Origin of the sequence: Paenibacillus sp., from assembly GCF_048976745.1 — a bacterium.
GTDB lineage: Bacteria > Bacillota > Bacilli > Paenibacillales > Paenibacillaceae > Paenibacillus.
This window is the reverse complement of the sequence record NZ_JBHGUU010000011.1, coordinates 186,177-206,229: the sequence shown is the minus strand read 5'-3', so window position 1 is coordinate 206,229 and position 20,053 is coordinate 186,177. Positions and strand designations below refer to the sequence as shown.

Annotated in this window: 18 protein-coding genes; 15 read left to right on the top strand and 3 right to left on the bottom strand. The window is 48.3% G+C overall.

Features of this window, described 5'->3' with window-relative positions:
* Positions 1–100: 100 nt before the first annotated feature.
* The 3 genes from ACE3K2_RS18745 to ACE3K2_RS18735 all read right to left on the bottom strand — a co-directional run bounded on the left by ACE3K2_RS18745 (position 101) and on the right by ACE3K2_RS18735 (position 4,496).
* Positions 101–1,933, bottom strand: coding sequence for a bifunctional diguanylate cyclase/phosphohydrolase (locus ACE3K2_RS18745; protein WP_421893455.1), 1,833 nt, complete (start codon positions 1,931–1,933; stop codon positions 101–103).
* 309 nt (positions 1,934–2,242) lie between these two features.
* A complete protein-coding gene (locus ACE3K2_RS18740) occupies positions 2,243–2,833 on the bottom strand; it encodes a DUF5317 domain-containing protein (RefSeq protein WP_421893452.1) in 591 nt (196 codons plus the stop codon).
* Positions 2,834–3,074: 241 nt separating this feature from the next.
* A complete protein-coding gene (locus tag ACE3K2_RS18735; RefSeq protein WP_421893449.1) occupies positions 3,075–4,496 on the bottom strand; it encodes a hypothetical protein in 1,422 nt (473 codons plus the stop codon).
* 276 nt (positions 4,497–4,772) lie between these two features.
* On the opposite strand from ACE3K2_RS18735, the gene ACE3K2_RS18730 reads away from it, so the two are divergent.
* From ACE3K2_RS18730 to nfsA, 15 genes are all read left to right on the top strand, one after another.
* Positions 4,773–5,804 carry a BMP family lipoprotein gene (locus tag ACE3K2_RS18730; RefSeq protein ID WP_017691014.1) on the top strand — a complete coding sequence of 344 codons (1,032 nt, stop codon included), beginning with the start codon at positions 4,773–4,775 and terminating at the stop codon, positions 5,802–5,804.
* A gap of 112 nt (positions 5,805–5,916) precedes the next feature.
* Positions 5,917–7,416: an ABC transporter ATP-binding protein gene (locus tag ACE3K2_RS18725; RefSeq protein WP_421893446.1), complete on the top strand. Its 1,500-nt coding sequence runs from the start codon at positions 5,917–5,919 to the stop codon at positions 7,414–7,416.
* Entirely contained in the window at positions 7,413–8,480 is a 1,068-nt protein-coding gene (locus ACE3K2_RS18720; RefSeq protein WP_421893443.1) for an ABC transporter permease, read from the top strand. The genes ACE3K2_RS18725 and ACE3K2_RS18720 overlap by 4 nt, the downstream gene beginning before the upstream one ends.
* A complete protein-coding gene (locus ACE3K2_RS18715; protein ID WP_074093220.1) occupies positions 8,464–9,387 on the top strand; it encodes an ABC transporter permease in 924 nt (307 codons plus the stop codon). Before ACE3K2_RS18720 ends, ACE3K2_RS18715 begins: the two co-directional genes overlap by 17 nt.
* 46 nt (positions 9,388–9,433) lie before the next feature.
* On the top strand, positions 9,434–10,105 hold the full coding sequence (locus ACE3K2_RS18710; RefSeq protein ID WP_421893440.1) for a sulfite oxidase-like oxidoreductase: 672 nt from the start codon (positions 9,434–9,436) through the stop codon (positions 10,103–10,105).
* A gap of 1 nt (position 10,106) precedes the next feature.
* Positions 10,107–10,865, top strand: a complete 759-nt coding sequence (locus ACE3K2_RS18705) for a nucleoside phosphorylase (RefSeq protein ID WP_421893438.1) — start codon at positions 10,107–10,109, stop codon at positions 10,863–10,865.
* A 490-nt stretch (positions 10,866–11,355) separates the two neighbouring features.
* On the top strand, positions 11,356–11,541 hold the full coding sequence (locus ACE3K2_RS18700) for a hypothetical protein (protein ID WP_017691007.1): 186 nt from the start codon (positions 11,356–11,358) through the stop codon (positions 11,539–11,541).
* Between the two features lie 123 nt (positions 11,542–11,664).
* Positions 11,665–12,153 (top strand): GNAT family N-acetyltransferase, encoded by a 489-nt coding sequence (locus tag ACE3K2_RS18695; RefSeq protein WP_421893434.1) that lies wholly within the window; start codon positions 11,665–11,667, stop codon positions 12,151–12,153.
* Positions 12,154–12,208: 55 nt separating this feature from the next.
* Positions 12,209–13,384: a phosphotransferase gene (locus ACE3K2_RS18690; RefSeq protein WP_421893431.1), complete on the top strand. Its 1,176-nt coding sequence runs from the start codon at positions 12,209–12,211 to the stop codon at positions 13,382–13,384.
* Positions 13,385–13,505: 121 nt separating this feature from the next.
* On the top strand, positions 13,506–13,862 hold the full coding sequence (locus ACE3K2_RS18685) for a metal-sensitive transcriptional regulator (protein ID WP_421893691.1): 357 nt from the start codon (positions 13,506–13,508) through the stop codon (positions 13,860–13,862).
* A gap of 59 nt (positions 13,863–13,921) precedes the next feature.
* Complete coding sequence (locus ACE3K2_RS18680; RefSeq protein ID WP_017691004.1) at positions 13,922–14,122, top strand: copper ion binding protein; 201 nt, start codon at positions 13,922–13,924, stop codon at positions 14,120–14,122.
* 217 nt (positions 14,123–14,339) lie between these two features.
* Positions 14,340–16,826: a heavy metal translocating P-type ATPase gene (locus ACE3K2_RS18675; RefSeq protein ID WP_421893688.1), complete on the top strand. Its 2,487-nt coding sequence runs from the start codon at positions 14,340–14,342 to the stop codon at positions 16,824–16,826.
* A 349-nt stretch (positions 16,827–17,175) separates the two neighbouring features.
* Positions 17,176–18,333: a YhgE/Pip domain-containing protein gene (locus ACE3K2_RS18670; protein WP_421893428.1), complete on the top strand. Its 1,158-nt coding sequence runs from the start codon at positions 17,176–17,178 to the stop codon at positions 18,331–18,333.
* Between the two features lie 167 nt (positions 18,334–18,500).
* Positions 18,501–19,100 carry a TetR family transcriptional regulator gene (locus ACE3K2_RS18665; protein WP_421893425.1) on the top strand — a complete coding sequence of 200 codons (600 nt, stop codon included), beginning with the start codon at positions 18,501–18,503 and terminating at the stop codon, positions 19,098–19,100.
* The gene (gene nfsA / locus ACE3K2_RS18660) at positions 19,093–19,836 is read left to right on the top strand and encodes an oxygen-insensitive NADPH nitroreductase (RefSeq protein WP_421893422.1); all 744 of its coding nucleotides are present in this window, start codon (positions 19,093–19,095) and stop codon (positions 19,834–19,836) included. Before ACE3K2_RS18665 ends, nfsA begins: the two co-directional genes overlap by 8 nt.
* The last annotated feature ends 217 nt before the right edge of the window (positions 19,837–20,053 follow it).

The following is a 20,053-nucleotide window of genomic DNA, read 5'->3' as shown; positions in this document are numbered from 1 at the left end:
GATTCATTCCATGACGAAAATGAAAATGGCGCTATCTCCGATCAGACTGGAGATAGCGCTTTTGATTTTCTCTGAGGTGATAGAAGAAGCTTCGTTCAACTTACAGCAACTGTTGCTGAGCGGTTCTTTTCTCAATATATTGAATGAATAACTCGGCAAGCTCCGGATCGAACTGTGAACCCGAACATGCGCGTAGCTCCCGAATGGCTTCTTCCACGTTTTTGGTCTCCTGATACGGCCGCTCTGTTGTCATGGCATCAAAGGAGTCAATTACGGTCAGCATCCGGCAGAGCCGGGGAATCTCGTTACCCTTCAGGCCGTAAGGATAGCCCTTGCCATCATAGCGCTCGTGGTGAAGTTCAATGTACGGAATCAGATCGGCGAAGCGATCGTTTGTGATCACCATTTTTTTGCCCCAGGTGACATGTCCTTTGATCGTTTCCCATTCCTCTGCGGTGAGCTTGTCCTTCTTGTTCAGAATGGACCAAGGAATCTCCAGTTTGCCGATGTCATGAATCAGTGCTCCCAGCACAAAACGGCGTTTCTCCGCATTGTCCAGTTTGAGCAATTCACTGATATCCAATGCGTATTTGTAGACCCGTTTGGAATGTTTAAACGTATCCATGTCCTTGTATCGGAACAGATTAAGCTGCTGCTCGATGTCTCGAACGTCCTGTACCAGATCAATCTCGTGTTCCATACCATCATTGCTTCCGTGGCGGTGCACATTGTTTTTACCCTGTTTCTTCGCATAATACAGTGCTTTATCCGCCTGATCTACGAGTTGGGATTTGTTATACATGTCCACCTGATAGGGGGCTACGCCACCCGAGAAGGAGAGACAGCCGTGTGGAAACACTTCAACGCCTTCAAACGGCGTGTCATTTAGTTGTTTCCGCAGCTTATTCATAAACTTGTAGGATTCGTCCAATTCCATTCCTGGCATGAGCAGAGTGAACTCTTCCCCTCCATAACGAAAGGCGGTAACAGGTGTATCTTCCGTCTTTCGCATCAGAAAATCTCCCAGCATAGCCAGCAGACTGTCGCCTTGAAGGTGGCCAAACCGATCGTTATACTTTTTGAAATCATCGATATCAATAAGTCCCAGACAGAGCGGTGTTCCTTGCGTACGAGCGGTAGTGAGTTCATTTTCAAGCATACTTTCAAAATAACTATGGTTGAACAGACCTGTCCGTTGATCCGTGTTAGCCTTCTCCTCAATAGTCTGATACATGACAAACAACTGCTTGAATGCATGGGAGAGCAGAATACTGAGACTCAGATACAACAACAAACCGAGAACGCCATTGTGCACGACCAGAATCGTCAGGACAAGCGCCAGAATCAGCGTACATAAATAAACCAGCAGGGATTCGGTAACGAATGCCCGCTTCATCTGCTGTAATGCATCCTTCGTTGAAAAATGAAAGAATAAGCCAAGTGTGATCGTGTTGATGATGAAGTAGGCTGCGAGCGCTGCAAAATAAGGAAGCAGATTATAGCCGTCCAAAGTTCCCGATTGCCCGCCAGTCCACTCAAACACGGCAGCTGCTCCCGTAATCATGAGACTGTAGATGCTGAAATTGACAATGTGTTTCCACCAGGTGAGCTTGCGCTCTTTGATTAACAGGATGATGGAGACAGGAAGCAGGACAGATAAACTGAAAGCTCCGCCAAACATGAATATGCAGGCAAGGTATACCGATGAATCCATGGATTGCTGATTGCCTTTGGGTGGAATCTGGAACGTGAAATAATCCAGAATTAACGCCGCACCCAGCATGGTGTAGACCATGACCCAATCCGCCGTGGTTAGATGAAGGTAAGACCATTTGTTCATGTACAGAAAAACACCGATCCCGGTACAACTAAGCAAAATAACATACAGACTGCTTCGATCTGCCTTATGGATAAGGTTACGAATAAAGTTCATAAAAAATCTCCTGCTTGGGTTTAGTCTACTCTTGATGTATATAATGGGTGTTCTTGTATCGGTGTACACTATATAGATGTATAACATACCAAGTTGCCTGGCAAAAATCCAGAAAGAAAAAACAGGCCGCTGGCAGCCTGTTTGTCTTGTTTGGCGGTATGGATACTAGCCGCCCAGCTTGTATCCCGAAGTTAATGCTACAACGACAGAAGCCACGATGATTGCGTTGATGACAATGCGGGAATATTTCACACCTTCAAATTTTTTCATGGAGAAGACCTCCCTTCCTTGGAGTCTAACTGGTTCTCTTTAAGCCTGATGAGTTTTAGCAGGTTGCACAGCCTTTTTGTCCCGATTCACCATCATGGACTGGATAAAAAGGAATATGCCCACGTTCATGACCACATCACCGATGCTGATGACTTGAGTCCGTGGATAAGGGCTGGAGAGTGGGATGATATCACCGAGAAAAGACAAACGTGTAGACGCATCCATCATAAAATGCTTTGATACGGCGCCGCCTTCCCGGAGCATGTCTACATAATAAGGTCCCAGTACAGCAGAAGCTTCTACAGAAACTGGCATGCGCCCACCATTTACACCCATAACGGCAAAATTGAGAAACACACCAATCCAGATGAGCATGAAACCGGTGTGGTGCCTGTTAAGCCATAAAAATGCGAGGCCTGTAATGTAGACGGCAGCAAAGAGATAACCATTAATGGATGCTACCCATTCGAATCGTTCCTGCAGATAGAAAATGAAGAACTGGATTAGCAGCAATACAGGGAAAATCCAGCCGCTTCGCAATTGGAGTGCTGCAAACTGGTTGACCCCATGCCGCAACCCACCCCGAAAAAATCCAACGATCAAGCCGAGAAGAATACCGTCATATACCATGATTAACTCCTGTTCGTGCGGAGATATGCAATATGATTGCGTGTTTGTGTACATAAAGGATTCGACCTTATATTGGTAATTCCTGCATGGGAAAAATGATTTTTTAGAAGAAATTTGAAAAATGCTGAACAAAAAACCGTCTTTACGAACCAAAGGGTCGAAAACCCTGATGAATTCAGTAAAGACGGTTACTTATAATGGCAAAATACGAGCTTTAATTCGGTTGGAAATGGAATTTATTTTATTCGGAACCACCGTTCAGATAATTGAAGAAAGGCTGGTCGACCCAGAAGTCATATGTCGTGATGTTCGCATCAGGAGCCAGTTTCAGGAAACCTTCCCGAATGGCTTTCGCATTTTCTTTCAGAGAGAAGGACTGAGCGTAGTAATTGCCAAGCGCAATCTTATTATTGGAAATGACCGGATAGTTGGCCAATGCCGTTGGTGAGTAATAAAGCGGTTGCCACCAGGAACTGAGAATCAATGGCGATGTACTGTCACTGTTCTTCTTGGCATATTTCAGAACAATATCATTGAAGCGGACTTTGTCTGCCACATTGTTGAACTCGAACTGAATATCATATTCCTTCGCAGAAGCAATATAGTTGCCGTTCTCGATCTGTGTCACTTTGTAGTCTGGTGTTTCCTTCGGCTCGCCCCATTCTTTCAAATAAATGAAGGCAGATGTCTTCGGCTGGAATTGTACATCGGCGTCAATACCTTCGCTACGCAACAAACCAACCAACTGTACAGCATGTTGAATGTTATCGTGCCCGTAGGTAAGTGTCAGCTCATCGATAAAGTTGGAATCAAAGCGGCTATCCTTCAGGTTGTAACCTGTGACGAGATCATCTCGAAGGGCCTGATCCACAATTTTTCTCAGCTCAGGTGATTCGATGAGATCCGCTGTACGATATGCAGCATACAGTTTGGAGTAGATGTCCGCATCGCCAGAACGCCCAATCTCATGTTTGTATTTCCCTTGACTGACCAGTACGCGTCCAAGCAAAGTATTTGCGAAATCTTTACTTGCCACGCCACCCTTAAGGAGAGCAGGGTAAAGGCTCTCGGGAATCAGGCCTGTATCAATCGCTGCAGCCAGTTCCTGTGCGGCTTGTCCCTGAACACGGGTCGGGTTAATGCCAACTTTGGCAAGTGCTTTGGCCGTTTTCTCTGTGGGATATGTATAAGCGAGTTCCTTGAATCCGGCTGCTTTCACCGCGATGAAGACGGCAGCATAAGTGCTCAGTTGATCCTTGGCACGTACTTCCGTACCTGTAAGAACCCCATTATTGAATAAGGATACGGCAGCATCATAGGAAGAATCACCAGAAGTCAGATCGGTAAAGGCAGAAGCTTTGGCTTCACTGTCACTTGTTTGAGTTGCTTCCGTGATGGCTGCAATGGCTTGAATGAAATCACCTTTGGTAATCTGTTGCGGCAATTGAACGTTGTATTTCGCTTGCAAGAATTGAGCAAAATCCGCTGCACTTTCCGTATAAGCGACTGGAGCCTGAGCTAACGGTCCTTTGACACTTTGTGAGGTGGTTGGTTTAGCCGGAGTTGCAGATGCTGCAGAAGCAGAAGCGGGCAAGCTTAGGCTGCCGAGTGTTACCGGAGCGGCGAGTAGGGCCGCCAACGTGATCTGGGTGATTTTTTTCAAATGAATAGCCTCCTTAAAATGGGTTGGAAAATGATCAGCTTTGGGTTATAATTCTGACAATTCCTATCAGAATAAAATAATTGGATTGACTTTAGCACGGAGACGCGCTGGATGTCAACGAAAAAAAGCTTGATACAGAGCGGTTTCCAAAGCTTGGTAGAAAGCGAATTGTCAATAATATTCTATTTGAGTGTATACGCTCAAAGATTTATTGACAAGGATCGACAGTATCCGCTAGGATAAGAAAAAAGAATGTTGAAAAGGGGTATTTTCAAAATGAAAAGAGGTTTATCGTTCGTCTTATCGATCATCATGTTGGCTATTTTGTTGGCAGCTTGTGGGAATTCGGCTTCCAAAGACGAACAATCCGCCCAAGGCAGTGATTCGGAGAAATCTCTTCGGATGGCCCTCGTACTTCCCGAAAAAATAGGGGTTAACCCTTTCTTTGTACAGATGGATGAAGGCTTCAAAAAAGCAGGCGAAGAATTTAAAGTAGACACCAAGACGATTGAATCGACAGATCCGGCAGCATTTGAACAAAATCTGCGTGCTGCGGTTGCCGAGAATTATGATCTGATTATTACAGCCACTTTCCAGGCAGAAGATGCATTGAAGAAAGTCGCTGCAGAAAATCCGGACAAGTCCTTTGCGATTGTAGATACAACCGTGGATCTGCCTAACGTTCGTAGCGTTGGTTTCCGTGAATATGAAGGGGCGTACCTGCTCGGTGCAGCTGCTGGATTGTCCACCAAAACAGACAAAGTCGGCATGATCGCAGCAATGGATGTACCATTGATCAAGAAATATACAGAAGGTTTCAAAGCGGGATTGGAATCTGTGAATCCGGATGCGGAATTCCTCGTGAACTATGTAGGTGGTTTCAATGACCCGGCCAAAGCGAAAGAATTGGCATTGGTACAATTCGGCAAAGGCGCTGACTTCATCGCTGGCGCATCCGCTGTAGGTGATCTTGGCGTGTTCGAAGCAGCAAAAGAAAAAGGCTTCTACACTTCAGGTCAGGATACGGACCGTACGGTTGAAGACCCGGAACATATCGTATTGTCTCAATTGAAATCAACCGATACGGTTGCGTATGAGACTGTGAAAGATTTTGTAGAAGGCAACTTCAAAGCAGGCGCAGTGAACTACGGCTTGAAAGAAGACGGTGTGGGCCTGACTTACGTAACACGTGATAGCGAATCTCCGCTGAATGCTTTTGTTGGACAAGAAGTGATCGACAAAGTTAAAGCAATCAAAGATGATATCGTATCCGGCAAAATTGTAGTCAAAGATCCATTGCAACAATAGTTTTGATTGTTCTTTTCAATGAATGAGTGAGTGATGGAAATGATCAGCCGGCTGCCCGATCAGGCAGCCGGTTTTGCTGCTATTAAATGACCGAGAGGAGCGAACGCGAGATATGCTGTTGGAGATGGAGCACATTACGAAGAAATACGGCGGCTTCACCGCTAACCGTGACATCCGTTTTAATTTGCGTGAGGGAGAGATTCATGCCCTTGTAGGTGAGAACGGGGCAGGTAAAACAACCTTAATGCGTATGCTGTACGGTATGGAACAGCCTACGTCAGGCACAATCAAAGTTCGTGGACGCGAGGTAAGCTTTGCTACGCCGTCCCAGGCGATGGCAAGTGGCATCGGTATGGTGCATCAGCATTTCATGCTGTTCCCTTCCTTTACGGTGGCGGAGAACATCGTGATCGGACGGGAACCGGCAGCGGCGGGTGTATTTGATCGTAAACAAGCAGCAGCCCAAGTGAACGAGCTTGGCAGACAATATGGCATGCCGGTAGACCCGTGGAAAAAAGTGTCCGAGTGCCCGCTTGGCATGCAGCAGCGTGTTGAAATTCTCAAGGTGCTGCATCAGGGCGCAGACATCATTATATTGGATGAACCTTCGGCGGTACTGACACCGCTGGAAGTTAAAGAACTGCTCGCGAACATGAAATCACTCGCGAAGCTTGGCAAAACCTTTGTACTGATCACGCACAAGCTGCAAGAAGTCATGGATGTAGCCGATCGGATCACCGTGCTTCGGGATGGTCAGGTGACAGGTACGCTGGAAGCCAAGGATACACATGTGGAGGAATTATCCCGTCTGATGGTTGGTCGTGAACTTGTGCGTATGGACAAGCAGCCATCGGTTCCAGCGGAAGCTGTGCTTCAGGTGGAAGGGGTCAATCTGTCCGGGGCCAAGGATCGTTCGGCGCTCAAGGAGATCCATATGGAGGTTCGAAAAGGTGAGGTTGTTGGCATAGCCGGCATCTCAGGTAACGGCCAGTCTGAATTGATTCAAGTGATTGCAGGACTCCGTAAGGCGGATAGTGGTCGTGTCTTGCTCTCCGGGCAGGATACAACGAACTGGCCTGTACGGCGCATTCGTGAGCATGGACTTGCTCATATCCCGGAAGATCGTTACATGTGGGGAGCGGCCAAGGACGCGAGTGTTCGTGAGAATGGACTGATGGGACATCATCATCGTTTGCAATCACGTGGCATTATCAAAGCAAAAGCAGCAAGAACAATGGTAGAGAGCTGGATCAAACAATTCAGTATCAAGACGGGTTCTGCAGAGACGAAGGCACAGTTTTTGTCCGGAGGAAATTTGCAGAAGCTGATTGCAGCCCGTGAATTCGCACAGGATACACCGTTTCTGATTGCAGCCGAACCGACTCGTGGTGTGGATATCGGAGCGATGGAGACGATTCATGCCGAATTGCTGCGCAAACGTAGTGAAGGTGCGGGTATTCTGCTAGTTTCATCGGAGTTGTCCGAGATTTTGCAATTATCAGATCGCATTATTGTCATGTATGAAGGCGAAATCGCCGGAGAATTGAGAGCAGAGGAAGCGACGGAGGAACAGATCAGCTTGTTAATGGCAGGAGGGAAAGAGCGGATATGAATCGGGTAAAAGAAACACTTCGCGGACTCGTACAGCCGCTGCTTGCCGTATTCATCGGTCTGATTGCAGGGGCTGTGGCTATTCTGCTCGTTGGGGGTAATGTGGTGGACACGTATGCGGAGATGTGGAAAGGGGCCTTCGGCAACTTCTACTTCTTCACCAATACGTTGGCTCGTTCCACACCAATCATCTTGGCGGGACTTGGCGTAGCATTGGCATTCCGTGCCGGATTTTTCAATATGGGAGCCGAAGGCCAGATGATTCTTGGCGGGCTCAGTGCGGCGCTCACGGCGCTTTATCTGCCAGGCCCAGGCTGGTTTGTGTGTATTGCTGCGATTGTGGCTGGTATTGTTGCCGGTGGAATCTGGTCCCTGTTTGCAGGATGGCTGGATGCTCGGTTTGGCATGAACTTGTTGATCACAACCTTACTACTTAACTATATTGCCATTTATTTTGGCGGATATATGGTCTCCTATCCATTCAAGGATCGGACTGGATCTGCAGCGATGGCCCAGACACCCATGATTGATCAGAGCATCTGGTTGCCGAAGTTGTTCCAAGGCATGGGACTTCATGCCGGCTTCATTATTGCCATCGTAGCGGCTATTTTGATCTACTGGTTCACACATAAAACGGTGACCGGTTATGAGATCCGCATGCTCGGAAGTAACCCGTCCTTTGCAACCTATGGCGGTGTTCGCCGCATTCGCATGATGATGCTGTCCATGGTCATCAGTGGCGGACTTGCTGGACTTGCAGGTGCAGGGGAAGTGCTCGGTACACAGTACCGTTTCCTTGATGGCTCATTGTCATCGGCGAGTTACGCCTGGAGCGGCATTATGGCAACGCTGCTTGCCCGCTCGCATCCACTCGGTACAGCTGTAGCAGCTATTTTGCTGGCTGCGTTACAGACAGGTGCCATGGGGATGGAACGGAATACGGATGTGCCGCTGGAAGTTGGCAGTGTCATCCAGGCGGTATTGACGTTATTTGTATCAGCTCAGATCGGTTATTCATTCCTGAAGCGGAGAAAGGAGAAAAAGTCCAATGCAACAACTGTTTGATGCAGCCATGTTTGGCTCAACCTTGCGGATTATGACTCCAATCCTGCTTGCAGCGCTCGGTGGGGCTTTATGTTCCCGTGTCGGTCTGTTCAACGTGGGTCTTGAAGGACTGGTTTTGATCGGTGCGTTCTCCGCCATTGTTGGTAATTATCTGTTTGGCAATGTGCTGCTGGCTGTACTCTTTTCCATTATAATTGTGATGTTGTTCTCGGCGCTCTTTGCCTTTATAAGTATTAATCTCAAGGCTAACGCCATCGTGGTCGGGATCTCGCTAAACTTCCTGGCTGCGGGGGTGACGACCTTTGCACTGCGTGCGATTTTTGATGTAAAAGGTGCATACTACGACAAAGACATGGTTGGACTTCCCAAGTGGGATATTCCGCTGATCAAAGACATTCCGTGGTTGGGCGATGTATTATCAGGGCATAGTCCCCTGGTCTACCTCGGTATTGTGCTCGTGATTGGACTACAATTCTATCTGTTCAAAAGTGTATCCGGCTTCCGCCTGCGCTCCGTCGGGGAGAACCCGATTGCAGCACAGAGCATCGGGATCAAGGTGCGCGGCATCCAGTATGGCGCTGTTCTGATGTGCGGTGTGTTGTGTGCTCTGGCTGGCGCACAGTTGTCGCTCGGTCAGGTAACGATGTTTACCGAAGGCATGACTGCTGGTCGTGGTTTTATCGCGTTGGTAGCAACGATGCTGGGACAAGCGAATCCGCTGGGTGTCATGGGCTCCAGTGTGCTGTTCGGCTTCATGGAAGCCTTGAGTATTCGTCTGCAAGGCTTCTCCTTGCCAACCCATTTCACATTGATGCTGCCGTATATTGTGACGCTGGTCGCCATGTTCTTTTTCAAAGACCGTACCTATGCACAGGATGCACTGAAAGCGGGCGGAAGCTCGCGTTAATTCCTGAATGCCGATGTAGAGGCAGCAAAAGAAGGAGGAATTCCACTTGCATAACAAGGCTGAACGTTTGAAAAAAGGAAAAGCCCCGGCACCCAAAGCAGGCAATGATCATGGAGATCGCTTGCCGCCGGGACAGATGCTGACGGAGAAATTCCCGATTCTGCATGAAGGGGAAGTACCGGAATATGACCTGTCCAAATGGGACCTGAAAGTATTCGGCGAAGTGGAAGAGGAGAAAGTGTTCTCCTTGGCCGAGTTGCAGGCGATGCCACAGGTGAACACGGTGAGTGATATTCACTGTGTTACCCGTTGGTCGAAATTCGATACGCCATGGGAAGGCATACGCTTCTCCGATTTTGTAAAGCTTCTGGGGGTCAAGCCGGAAGCGAAATACGTCATGATCCATGCGGATCATGATTATGAGACAAATGTACCGCTCGAAGAACTGATGCATGATGATGTATTGCTTGCATTCAAATATAATGGTGAGCCGCTAACGCCCAAGCATGGTTTTCCGCTGCGTATGGTTGTGCCACAACTCTACTTCTGGAAGAGTGCAAAGTGGGTGCGTGGGCTGGAGTTTATGACCGAAGACCGTAACGGCTTCTGGGAAGTGAATGGGTTCCACCATTTTGCCGATCCGTTCAAGGAGCAGCGCTTCTCGGGTGAAGATCTGCCGATTCCGGAGGATGAGTGGACGAAGAAGGAGTTTGATTGATATGTTGATGCCTATTTTGCAGATTCATTCGGAAGACATGCCGGCATATGCCATTGTCTGTGGTGATCCGGCACGTGCGGAGAAGATTTCCCGCAAGCTGGAGCAGGCGAGAGAACTGGCGTTCAGTCGGGAGTATCGCACATTTGTTGGTTTGTACGAAGGGGTACAAATCGCTGTGGTCAGCCATGGTGTAGGTTCACCTGGAGCAGCAGTGTGCTTCGAGGAATTGATTCGCGCGGGTGTAACCACTCTGATTCGTGTAGGTACAGCGGGATCGTATACAGCCGATTATCCGGCAGGCAGTGTAATTGTGAGTACAGCAGCCGTTCGTACGGACGGGTTGACTCGCCAACTGGTGCCGGATGGTTTCCCCGCGGTAGCGGACATTGGGGTGACGCAAGCATTGATCGAAGCTGCTCGTGAGCATGGTAGCGTGGATGATGCAACATTTGCAGGCAAAGTGGGTGTGGGTATCACCGTAACGCTGGATGCGTTCTTTGCAGGCGTGGAAGAGATCCCACACCGCAAGTACAAGCAGGCTGGAGCACTTGCAGCTGAGATGGAAATTGCTGCGCTCTATATTGTTAGTACCTTGCGTGGCGCTCGCGCCGGAGCGATTGTTGCGATCGACGGGTTCGCGGACAGCGACCTGGCTGCGGAGTATGATCCGCATACGGATGCGGTTGGACAAGCGGTGGAGCGCGAGATTAATGCAGCGCTGCATGCGCTAGTCGCGCTTGCTCGTAAGGATCAGGCGTAATACGGAACCAGAAATAAATCGAAATCGGTTAAGCGTCCACCTGAGTTGGACTATAAGGAAAAAGGGCATCCTGTAAGGTCATGAATTTGACCGGGGGATGCCCTTTTTTTGCGCCTAAAAGAGTTGGGAAATTGTATCGACGATACGTGTTTTCGGGGATTGTGGGCTTGCTCTGGAAAGGGAGGGATGCATCCACTTAACGAACTCAGCACGTCTTATTGGTGCGGAAATCGCAAATGTGAAATTCTAACGAATCGTAGGCACGCTAATGCCTGAAAAGGCTCCTTTTTTCCACCCATTTCGATAAGTTACATTGATATAACGTGTCTGAGATTCATTACATTTTCATTCAGCCTATATTTGCCCGTATAAGGTGTGTACGATTCGTTAGCTCTGACGCTTGTTCCTCGAAGAGAATGATAATGCAGAAAGTGGGCACGTTATATACAGGAACATCAACCATGAATACGAAAAAAGGGAGGACTCTACGATGACACAGAACAATCAACCTCAGGACGAGGCGGAAATTCGCAACAAGCTGGATGAAGACGGGGATTCCTTGATGGAGAAAAAGAAGATTCTAAGCGGAGTGGACATTGAGCCGCAGGCGGATGAATGGGCCGCGAAGCCATCACCTGTTGCTTTTAATGAAGGAAATGCTTCTTCGAAAAAATAAACAACATGAGCATCACATTCGCTTTCTGGAATGAAAATAAATTTAGCGAAGCAGGTACCCTTATGGTATCTGCTTTTTGGTTGTATAATAATGTAAAATTCAGTAGATGAAAGAGTGATGAGGATGAGTGCAGGTACGATTAACATCAGAAAGGCAGAAATGAGGGACTACTCTGGCGTGTCATTATTGATGGATGAACTACACCAGATGCATGTCGAGGGGCGGCCCGATCTATACAGAGCGTTAGAGACGAGAATGGAGGAAAAGGAGTTCACCGAACTGCTGGAAACGGACAAGCGTTACCTGTATGTTGCCGAGTCTTCAGAAATGGGCTTGATTCTGGGTTACGGAAGTGCCCAGTTAAGTGTTATTCAAGATAACTCGTTGATGGTGGATCGCAAGATGCTGTACATCCATGAACTTGTAGTGGATACCAAGCATCGGGGCCAAGGAACAGGCAAACAGTTACTAAAAGCATTCATCGAGCTAGGGAGAGAACTTCAGGCAGACAGTGTGGAATTATCCGTGTCGACGTTTAACTCTGGCGCACAGGCTTTCTATGAACAGATGGGTCTGGTCGTCCGCAGCAGCAGGATGGAGTATACCTTGTAAGTCGGGACCAGTGGAGCGAAAGGAACGGTGGTATGGAGGGGAGGGAACAAAGGATATGGGAAGTATTAATGAAAAAGAACAACTTAGCGAGGATAGTATTCTGCAATCTTCTGAGGATGTGGAATATCTTGTTCACAGTGTGCAGAAACTGTTGGAAGAGCCTCACGCAGTAATACAATCTTGGGAAGTTGAACCCATCAATCCGGGACGTCTTAATTTCACCACATCAGGTATTTATCGAATCCGTGGAACAGCTACCGCAGCTGGAGCATTACTGTCATGGTCAATTATCTTGAAATGTATTAAACCGGACTCAGCAGAGAAGGAAGATGTTACATACCATAACTATTGGAAAAGAGAAGCTAAGATATTCTCATCAGGAATACTTGATCATTTGCCGGGACGTATCATAGCTCCGCGTTGTTTCTCTGTACAGCACAGATTGGACCACACCATTGGATTATGGATGGAAGATGTGTCTGGTCGTTCGATGAGTGAGCATGTCTGGCCTCTGGATGATTGGGTATGGATTGCGGAACGCCTTGGTGAGTTTCACGGAGCCTATCTGACGGGAGCCCCATTACCTCAACAAGAATGGATCTGCCCGAGTTGGCTCAAATCATGGGTTAGGGGTTGTCGTCAGTATGCTCCTGCAATCCAAAAGCAAGCCCATTCAATCTGGCAGTGGTTCAACCAATATAGCGAGCAGATGGACAAGGTTATAAATACACTGGACCAATTGCCACGAGTATTGTCACATCAGGATTTGGCGCAAGGCAATATATTTATGCCAACAGAACGTCTGGACGATAGCGTACTTACTCTTATTGATTGGCAATTCATGAGTATTTCTGGTGTTGGTGAAGAATTAGGAAAGTTATTTGGGGTTAACGCAAGTATGGGTCATATTGCAGCAGAGGACATATTTACAGCTAAAGAGGAAATGTTCGATCGCTACATGCATGGACCTCGGATAGCGGGGTGGATGGGCGATGAAAGACTTGCAAGGTACGGCTACTGTGTCGCCTTTGCAGCTCGAAGTATGTGGGAAGTCCCAGAGTGGTTGAAATGGGTGGAACAGTTTCAGACTGCTTCAGATATTAATGATGAGTTTAATCAAAAAATGAGTGTCCGTAGTCAAATCATTACTCTTCAGATAGAGATGTCATTCGAGGCAGCTAAACTATCTCATGCTCTATTCAATTCGAAACGACAAATCATCCATTTTTAATAAAATATCAGAATACGCTTGAATACCCCCATGGGGTATGTTACTCTTAGAAAAGAACGAAAGAAAAGGGGTGTTCATGATGGATCATCAGAGCCATCCCGAGGAGCCTTTGCAATCCTCCATGTCAGATTCAACGGAAGTTTCGGCTACAGATCAAGAAGCGGTAACCTGTCATGCCGAGGGCAGTGATGGGAAGCATGTGCGCAAGAGTCACCATTCGCAGGAGATGAAGAGTAACCTGGTTTCTCGTTTGAACCGTGTGGAAGGACAGATTCGCGGGATCAAGGGATTGATCGAGAAGGATACGTACTGTGATGATGTGCTGACGCAGATTGCGGCGGCTCAGTCTGCGCTTAATTCGGTAGGCAAACTTCTGCTTGAAGGCCATATGAAGAGTTGTATCGTTGAGCGCATTCAGGCTGGTGAACATGAGGTTGTGGATGAACTGCTGGTTACGATGCGGAAGTTAATGAAGTAAGCTGAATCTATTTACCAAATCAAGTTATCATTTTAATATACCCCAAGGAGGAATTTACAATGTCTAATGTTACGTTGAACGTTACGGGAATGTCTTGCAATCACTGTGTGAAGTCGGTTGAAGAAGCTGTGAAGAATACCGGTGCGAGTGGTAAGGTTGATCTGGCAGCGGGAACAGTAGCGGTGGAATATGATGAGCAGACGGTGAACGTGGATCAGATCAAAGCTGCGATTGAAGATCAGGGATACGATGTAGTCTAACGGGATCACAGGCTTAAACCGAACATGCTCATGGGCGAAAAAGAGGTCAGAGTACCTTTTTCCAAGAGTCAGGTTTAAGCCTAATTTTCTGTCTGATATATACCCCTTGGGGGTATGGTAAAATGCAACATACAAAAATTGAATTGACATGAAAGGAGCTGACATGATGGATAACTCAACGAATAAACCAATGGATAGATTATCCGAACCCACACCAATGCCACCTATGGCAGAAGCACCAGGACTGAAGGCAACACTGCACATCACGGGAATGACTTGTGCTGCGTGTTCGACGCGAGTGGAGAAGGGCTTGTCCCGTATGGAAGGGGTGCATCAGGCCAATGTGAATCTTGCCATCGAACAGGCAACCGTTTCTTATGATCCGAAGGCAACCAACGTGAATGCGTTGCGGGATAAAGTAGAGGCGCTTGGCTATGGTACGGTGTCCGAATCGGTTGATCTGAACATCACGGGTATGACATGTGCTGCTTGTTCTGCCCGGATTGAAAAAGGTCTTTCCCGACTACCGGGGGTATCTCAGGCGAATGTGAATCTGGCACTGGAGACAGGGCATATCGAATATGCCGCAGGCACATTGAAACCTTCGGATATTACCGCCAAGATCAAGCAGATGGGTTACGGTGCGGAACTGCAATTGACGCAGGAAGAGACCACATCGGTTCGTGAACGTGAGTTGCAACGCAAAAAGTGGAAATGGATGATATCGGCTTTGTTATCGATTCCGTTGCTATGGGCAATGGTCGGGCATTTCTCGTTCACATCCGGAATCTATGTACCCGAGCTGTTCATGAACCCGTGGTTCCAGCTGCTGCTGGCAACGCCGGTACAGTTCGTTATTGGCTGGCAGTTCTATGTAGGAGCGTACAAAGCACTGCGTAATGGTAGCGCGAATATGGACGTTCTTGTCGCACTGGGTACCAGCGCAGCGTTTTTCTACAGTTTGTATCTGACATTATCTAGTGGGTACTTGCCTTTTGCGTCGGTGGATCATGGGGCAATGGGAACGGGCACAGCCGCCATGCCTACAGTGGAACTTTATTATGAGACAAGTGCGATTCTAATTACGTTAATTTTACTGGGAAAATGGTTCGAAGCTGTGGCGAAAGGCCGCTCTTCACAGGCAATCAAAAGCCTGATTGAACTGGCTCCACGTGAAGCACGTGTCATTCGTGACGGACAGGAAGTGTTGGTTCCTGCCGCATATGTTGCGGTGGGCGAGCTGATCCTGGTGAAGCCGGGGGACAGTATCCCTGTGGATGGCATCGTTGAAGAAGGGCAATCCTCAGTAGATGAATCCATGTTAAGTGGAGAGAGCCTTCCTGTGGATAAAAAACCTGGAGATGCCGTTACAGGGGCTACGCTGAACAAAAACGGGGTATTACGACTGCGTGCGACCCGAGTGGGATCGGACACGGCTTTGTCCCAGATCATCAAAGTGGTTGAGCAAGCCCAGGGCTCCAAAGCGCCGATTCAGCGGATTGCAGATGTCATATCAGGCATATTTGTTCCCATTGTCGTGGGTATTGCCGCACTGACATTCCTGATCTGGTATCTGTTTGCAAGTCCGGGCGACTTCGCAGGTTCCCTTGAAAAAGCCATTGCCGTGCTCGTCATTGCCTGTCCATGTGCACTGGGGCTGGCAACGCCAACTTCTGTCATGGCTGGATCAGGACGTGCCGCTGAATATGGCATTCTGTTCAAAGGTGGCGAACATCTGGAGTCCGCACAACAGATTCAGACCGTAGTGCTCGACAAAACAGGTACAGTAACCCAAGGTAAACCGGTACTCACCGATGTGGTCACGGCTCCGAATTGGACGGAATCCGATCTGCTAGAACGCGTGGGGGCTGCGGAACAGAGTTCCGAGCATCCGCTGGCAGAGGCGATTGTTGCAGGTATCCGTGCCAAGGGTCTGGAGCTGACCCCAACAGAGAAGTTTGAGAATATACCGGGATACGGTGTGCGAGCTTCATTAAAAGGGCAGGAAATTCTGGTCGGCACACGGCGGTTGCTTGCGGATGAACAGGTGAATGTCTCAGAGGAAACCGTTCAGCAGATGAACCGACTGGAGGAGCAGGGTCGAACAGCGATGCTGGTAGCGGTGGATGGTCAGTGGGCAGGGATTGTGGCTGTGGCTGACACCATCAAGGATACCTCTCGTGAAGCCATTGGTCGTCTTCAGGCGATGGGGATTGATGTCATCATGATTACGGGAGACAATGAGCGGACTGCTCGTGCTGTAGCAGAACAGGCAGGGATCGGTAAAGTGCTGGCTGAGGTGCTGCCGGAAGGCAAAGCCGCGGAAGTGAAGAAACTTCAGGAGAGTGGGCTGAAAGTTGCAATGGTGGGTGACGGCATTAATGATGCTCCGGCACTCGCTACTGCTGATATTGGGATGGCCATCGGAACAGGAACGGATGTAGCGATGGAAGCGGCGGATATTACCTTGATGCGTGGTGATCTGAACAGCATTGCAGATGCGATTGAGATGAGCCGGCGCACGATGGGTAACATCAAGCAAAACCTGTTCTGGGCACTCGGATACAACGTTATTGGTATTCCCATTGCGGCAGTTGGCTTCTTGGCTCCATGGCTGGCAGGGGCGGCGATGGCGTTCAGCTCCGTGTCGGTTGTCCTGAATTCGCTGCGTCTGCAACGCATGAAGCTGAAACGAAGTGATTGATCGACCTTTGATTGAAGATATATTCGACGTCTCATTGTAATAATGAGGATTTAAATGCGCGGTTCGCTGCAGCGGGCCGTGTTTTTTGTTGAAAAAAATACAGTTGAGTCGCCAGAGAAGTGCGGCCTGAATCGTGGGTATAGATGTTCTTTTCTACAGAGAGATGATAGCATAATGCTCTTTTGTGAAAACGGATCAATTGCATTCATGAATAAAGCTTATATTTTCTGAATTTTTCAAAAAATGAGTTGACAATATGGACATATTCACATAAAATTTAAACGATCGTTTGATTCAAACAACTGTTTAAATCAAATTAGAACTATTTGAGTAATGGAGGACATCTTTTATGTTACAGGCTTTACGTACATTGTTTAAAAAACCGCCAGTGATTGTAGGGATCGTAACAGCACTTATGTTCCAAGTGATCTTTAGCGTGATCTGGATGACCGCATATTCTGGAGTAAATGACCGTACAAAAGAATTGACGGTTGCGATTGTGAACGAGGACGGCGAAATGTCCAAAGGTATCGCAGACTCGCTCGCAGGAACACTGCCTTTTCACACCGTATCCAATCTGAGTGCGGCTGAAGCATTGGACCAGCTGAATCATCACAAAGTACACATGGTGCTGGATATCCCGGCTGGGTTCAACGAATTGCTTCAGACGGCCGGCTCAACCGCCGAGATTAAATACACCATTAATGAAGCGAACCCGGTTACGATCAAAAGCATGATGCAAGGTGTGTCACAAAGTGTGACAAACACGATTAACAAACAAGCTACAGCGCAAGGGGTACAGACGGTGTTGACCGCTTCAGGCGCTCCTGCCGAACAGGCTGCTGAAGCCGCTACAAACCTGACTACCCGAGTGGAAGGAACGACAACGTCCATCAACCCGGTTAACGGGATGAATAATCAGATGGTGCCGATGATGATGGTGCTGGCTTCCTATGTAGGTGCCATGATTATGGGGATGAATCTCCAAACAGCGATGGGTATGCTGTCATCTACCTATTCCCGGTTGACTTTGTTTGGCGCGAGAGTAGTCATTAACGTGGGTTCTGCATTGGTCGTTTCCTTACTGGGATCATCGCTGATCGTTGCACTGGGAGGACAGATTGCACAAGGATTCGTTGCATTCTGGTTGTTCCAGGCACTCTTCCTGTGCACGTTCATGTTCTTCTCCCAGTTCTTCCTGATCTGCTTTGGACCCGCAGGAAGTCTGTTCAACATCATCTCACTGTCCCTGCAACTGGTATCTTCCGGTGCAATGGTACCGCGTGAATTGCTGAACAGCTTCTATAGCGGCATCGGACAGTACCTGCCTGCAACGTATGCCGTTCAGGGTATTCTGAGCGTGCAGTTGGGAGGCCCAGGAGTTCAATCTGCTGCGGGCTCCATTGTGATTGTACTGTTGGTTGCTGTTGCTCTGTCACTGGTTGTGACGTTGTTGAAAAAACAACGCATGCCAGCTGCGGCACCAAGCCCGGCTCGCGCGAACTAATATAGCAGAAGCATGGTAAGTGCTTCATAGGATAGGACAAGTTAGGACAAGCACCCCGATGAGTTTCATCGGGGTGCTTGGTGTAATATAATAGACAGATAGAGTACATGACTACAGCCCTTGAGCTGGAGCGAATGAGATGAACGGACAAGAGGGAGCGGAACGGAATGACGGAATCGGAGTTGGATATCAAAACGAGGATATTGCTTGCAGCCAAGAAGCTTTTTGCACAGCAGGGGTATGACGGGACGAGTGTTCGTCAAATATGTGATGAGGCAGGTGCCAATGTATCGCTGGTGTCTTATCATTTTGGCGGCAAAGAAAAGGTGTTCGAAGCATTATTTGAGCATTTCTTCCCGGGGCATATGATGAACGCGCTGGCTGAAGAGTCCATGTCCTCGCCTGTGGAAGGTATCCGACGGATTATTGGTGAAGTTGTGAAGTTCACGATGACGGACCGGGAGATGAGCGATATTGTGCAGCTGGAGATTACACTGCGTACACATCGCACAGCTACCGTATTTCGTTTTTTGGACCCCGTCTGGACCCGAGTCAGGGAACTGCTGCAAGAGGGTAAGGATCAGGGATTGTTCCAGATCGAGTCCGTGTCTTATGCGATGCTTCAGGTTATGGGTGTGGCTTTGGCGCACAAACGGGCCAAGAATTCACGATTTGGCTTTGATTATCAGCATATGAATACAGACGAACTCGCTGAGCAGACAATTGAGTTCGTACTTCGAGGATTGGGAGTGAACCGCCATGAATGAAACCATTGAGTTGATGATGAAACACCGCTCTGTACGCAAATTCAAGCCAGACCCGGTAAGTGAAGAGCAGCTTGCAGCCATCGTAGCGGCTGGGCAGATGGCCTCCTCTTCTAGCAGTGTACAAGCATATACCGTAATTGCCGTGACGGACATAGAGCAGAAAGCCAAGCTGGCTGAATTGGCAGGCAATCAGGCCTACGTTAATGAATGTCCCGTGTTTCTCGTATGGTGTGCTGATCTGTATCGACTGAGTGATGCTGCGAAACGTCATCTTCCTGAGAAGGAATCGTATGCCGATTCGACCGAGAATTTCATGGTAGCCACCATTGATGCTGCACTGGCCTCCCAGAATGCTGCTCTTGCAGCAGAGTCGCTTGGTTTCGGAATCGTATATATTGGGGGGCTTCGTACCCGGATTGAAGAAGTCGCTGAGCTGTTGGGATTGCCGGAGGGCGTATATCCAGTGTACGGCATGTGTATTGGTGTTGCAGATCAGGAAACGGGGATTCGGCCACGTCTGCCACTGGATGCAGTTCTGCATCATAATCGCTATAATGCCGAGCAGAGCATCAAAGGTGTTGAGCAGTATGATGTGACAACGACGGCGTACATGAAAGAACGGACCAATGGTGAGCGAACGACTCCATGGTCCGAACTGATGGCGAAGCGCCTGACTGAGCCGGCACGGTTGCAGGTGAGACCGTTCCTGGAAGGCAAAGGATTTTTGAAGCGTTAAGTTGAACTGAAGGTAGTTACACTTGCCACTCCGATGACAGAACAACCTTCCGATCGCTGTTATCCCCAGATTTTTTGATCCAATTTTTGTGAAGGTGAAAATCTAGCGATAGCGTATGCTTCCGATGTAGCTTTCTTTCAGAAAGCTTTTAGGCGAACGCTCTGCTTCCTCAGGTTATTTCTGTCCTCTACGTTCCTGTGTAAAAATTCAGTTCAAC

Coding starts and splice junctions, on each gene's coding strand:
- nfsA (WP_421893422.1), top strand. CDS start 19,093: ATGAATGAAACCATTGAGTTGATGATGAAACACCGCTCTGTACGCAAA.
- ACE3K2_RS18740 (WP_421893452.1), bottom strand. CDS start 2,833: ATGGTATATGACGGTATTCTTCTCGGCTTGATCGTTGGATTTTTTCGG.
- ACE3K2_RS18730 (WP_017691014.1), top strand. CDS start 4,773: ATGAAAAGAGGTTTATCGTTCGTCTTATCGATCATCATGTTGGCTATT.
- ACE3K2_RS18690 (WP_421893431.1), top strand. CDS start 12,209: ATGGGAAGTATTAATGAAAAAGAACAACTTAGCGAGGATAGTATTCTG.
- ACE3K2_RS18665 (WP_421893425.1), top strand. CDS start 18,501: ATGACGGAATCGGAGTTGGATATCAAAACGAGGATATTGCTTGCAGCC.
- ACE3K2_RS18720 (WP_421893443.1), top strand. CDS start 7,413: ATGAATCGGGTAAAAGAAACACTTCGCGGACTCGTACAGCCGCTGCTT.
- ACE3K2_RS18705 (WP_421893438.1), top strand. CDS start 10,107: ATGTTGATGCCTATTTTGCAGATTCATTCGGAAGACATGCCGGCATAT.
- ACE3K2_RS18675 (WP_421893688.1), top strand. CDS start 14,340: ATGCCACCTATGGCAGAAGCACCAGGACTGAAGGCAACACTGCACATC.
- ACE3K2_RS18745 (WP_421893455.1), bottom strand. CDS start 1,933: ATGAACTTTATTCGTAACCTTATCCATAAGGCAGATCGAAGCAGTCTG.
- ACE3K2_RS18725 (WP_421893446.1), top strand. CDS start 5,917: ATGCTGTTGGAGATGGAGCACATTACGAAGAAATACGGCGGCTTCACC.
- ACE3K2_RS18680 (WP_017691004.1), top strand. CDS start 13,922: ATGTCTAATGTTACGTTGAACGTTACGGGAATGTCTTGCAATCACTGT.
- ACE3K2_RS18670 (WP_421893428.1), top strand. CDS start 17,176: ATGTTACAGGCTTTACGTACATTGTTTAAAAAACCGCCAGTGATTGTA.
- ACE3K2_RS18685 (WP_421893691.1), top strand. CDS start 13,506: ATGTCAGATTCAACGGAAGTTTCGGCTACAGATCAAGAAGCGGTAACC.
- ACE3K2_RS18700 (WP_017691007.1), top strand. CDS start 11,356: ATGACACAGAACAATCAACCTCAGGACGAGGCGGAAATTCGCAACAAG.
- ACE3K2_RS18695 (WP_421893434.1), top strand. CDS start 11,665: ATGAGTGCAGGTACGATTAACATCAGAAAGGCAGAAATGAGGGACTAC.
- ACE3K2_RS18715 (WP_074093220.1), top strand. CDS start 8,464: ATGCAACAACTGTTTGATGCAGCCATGTTTGGCTCAACCTTGCGGATT.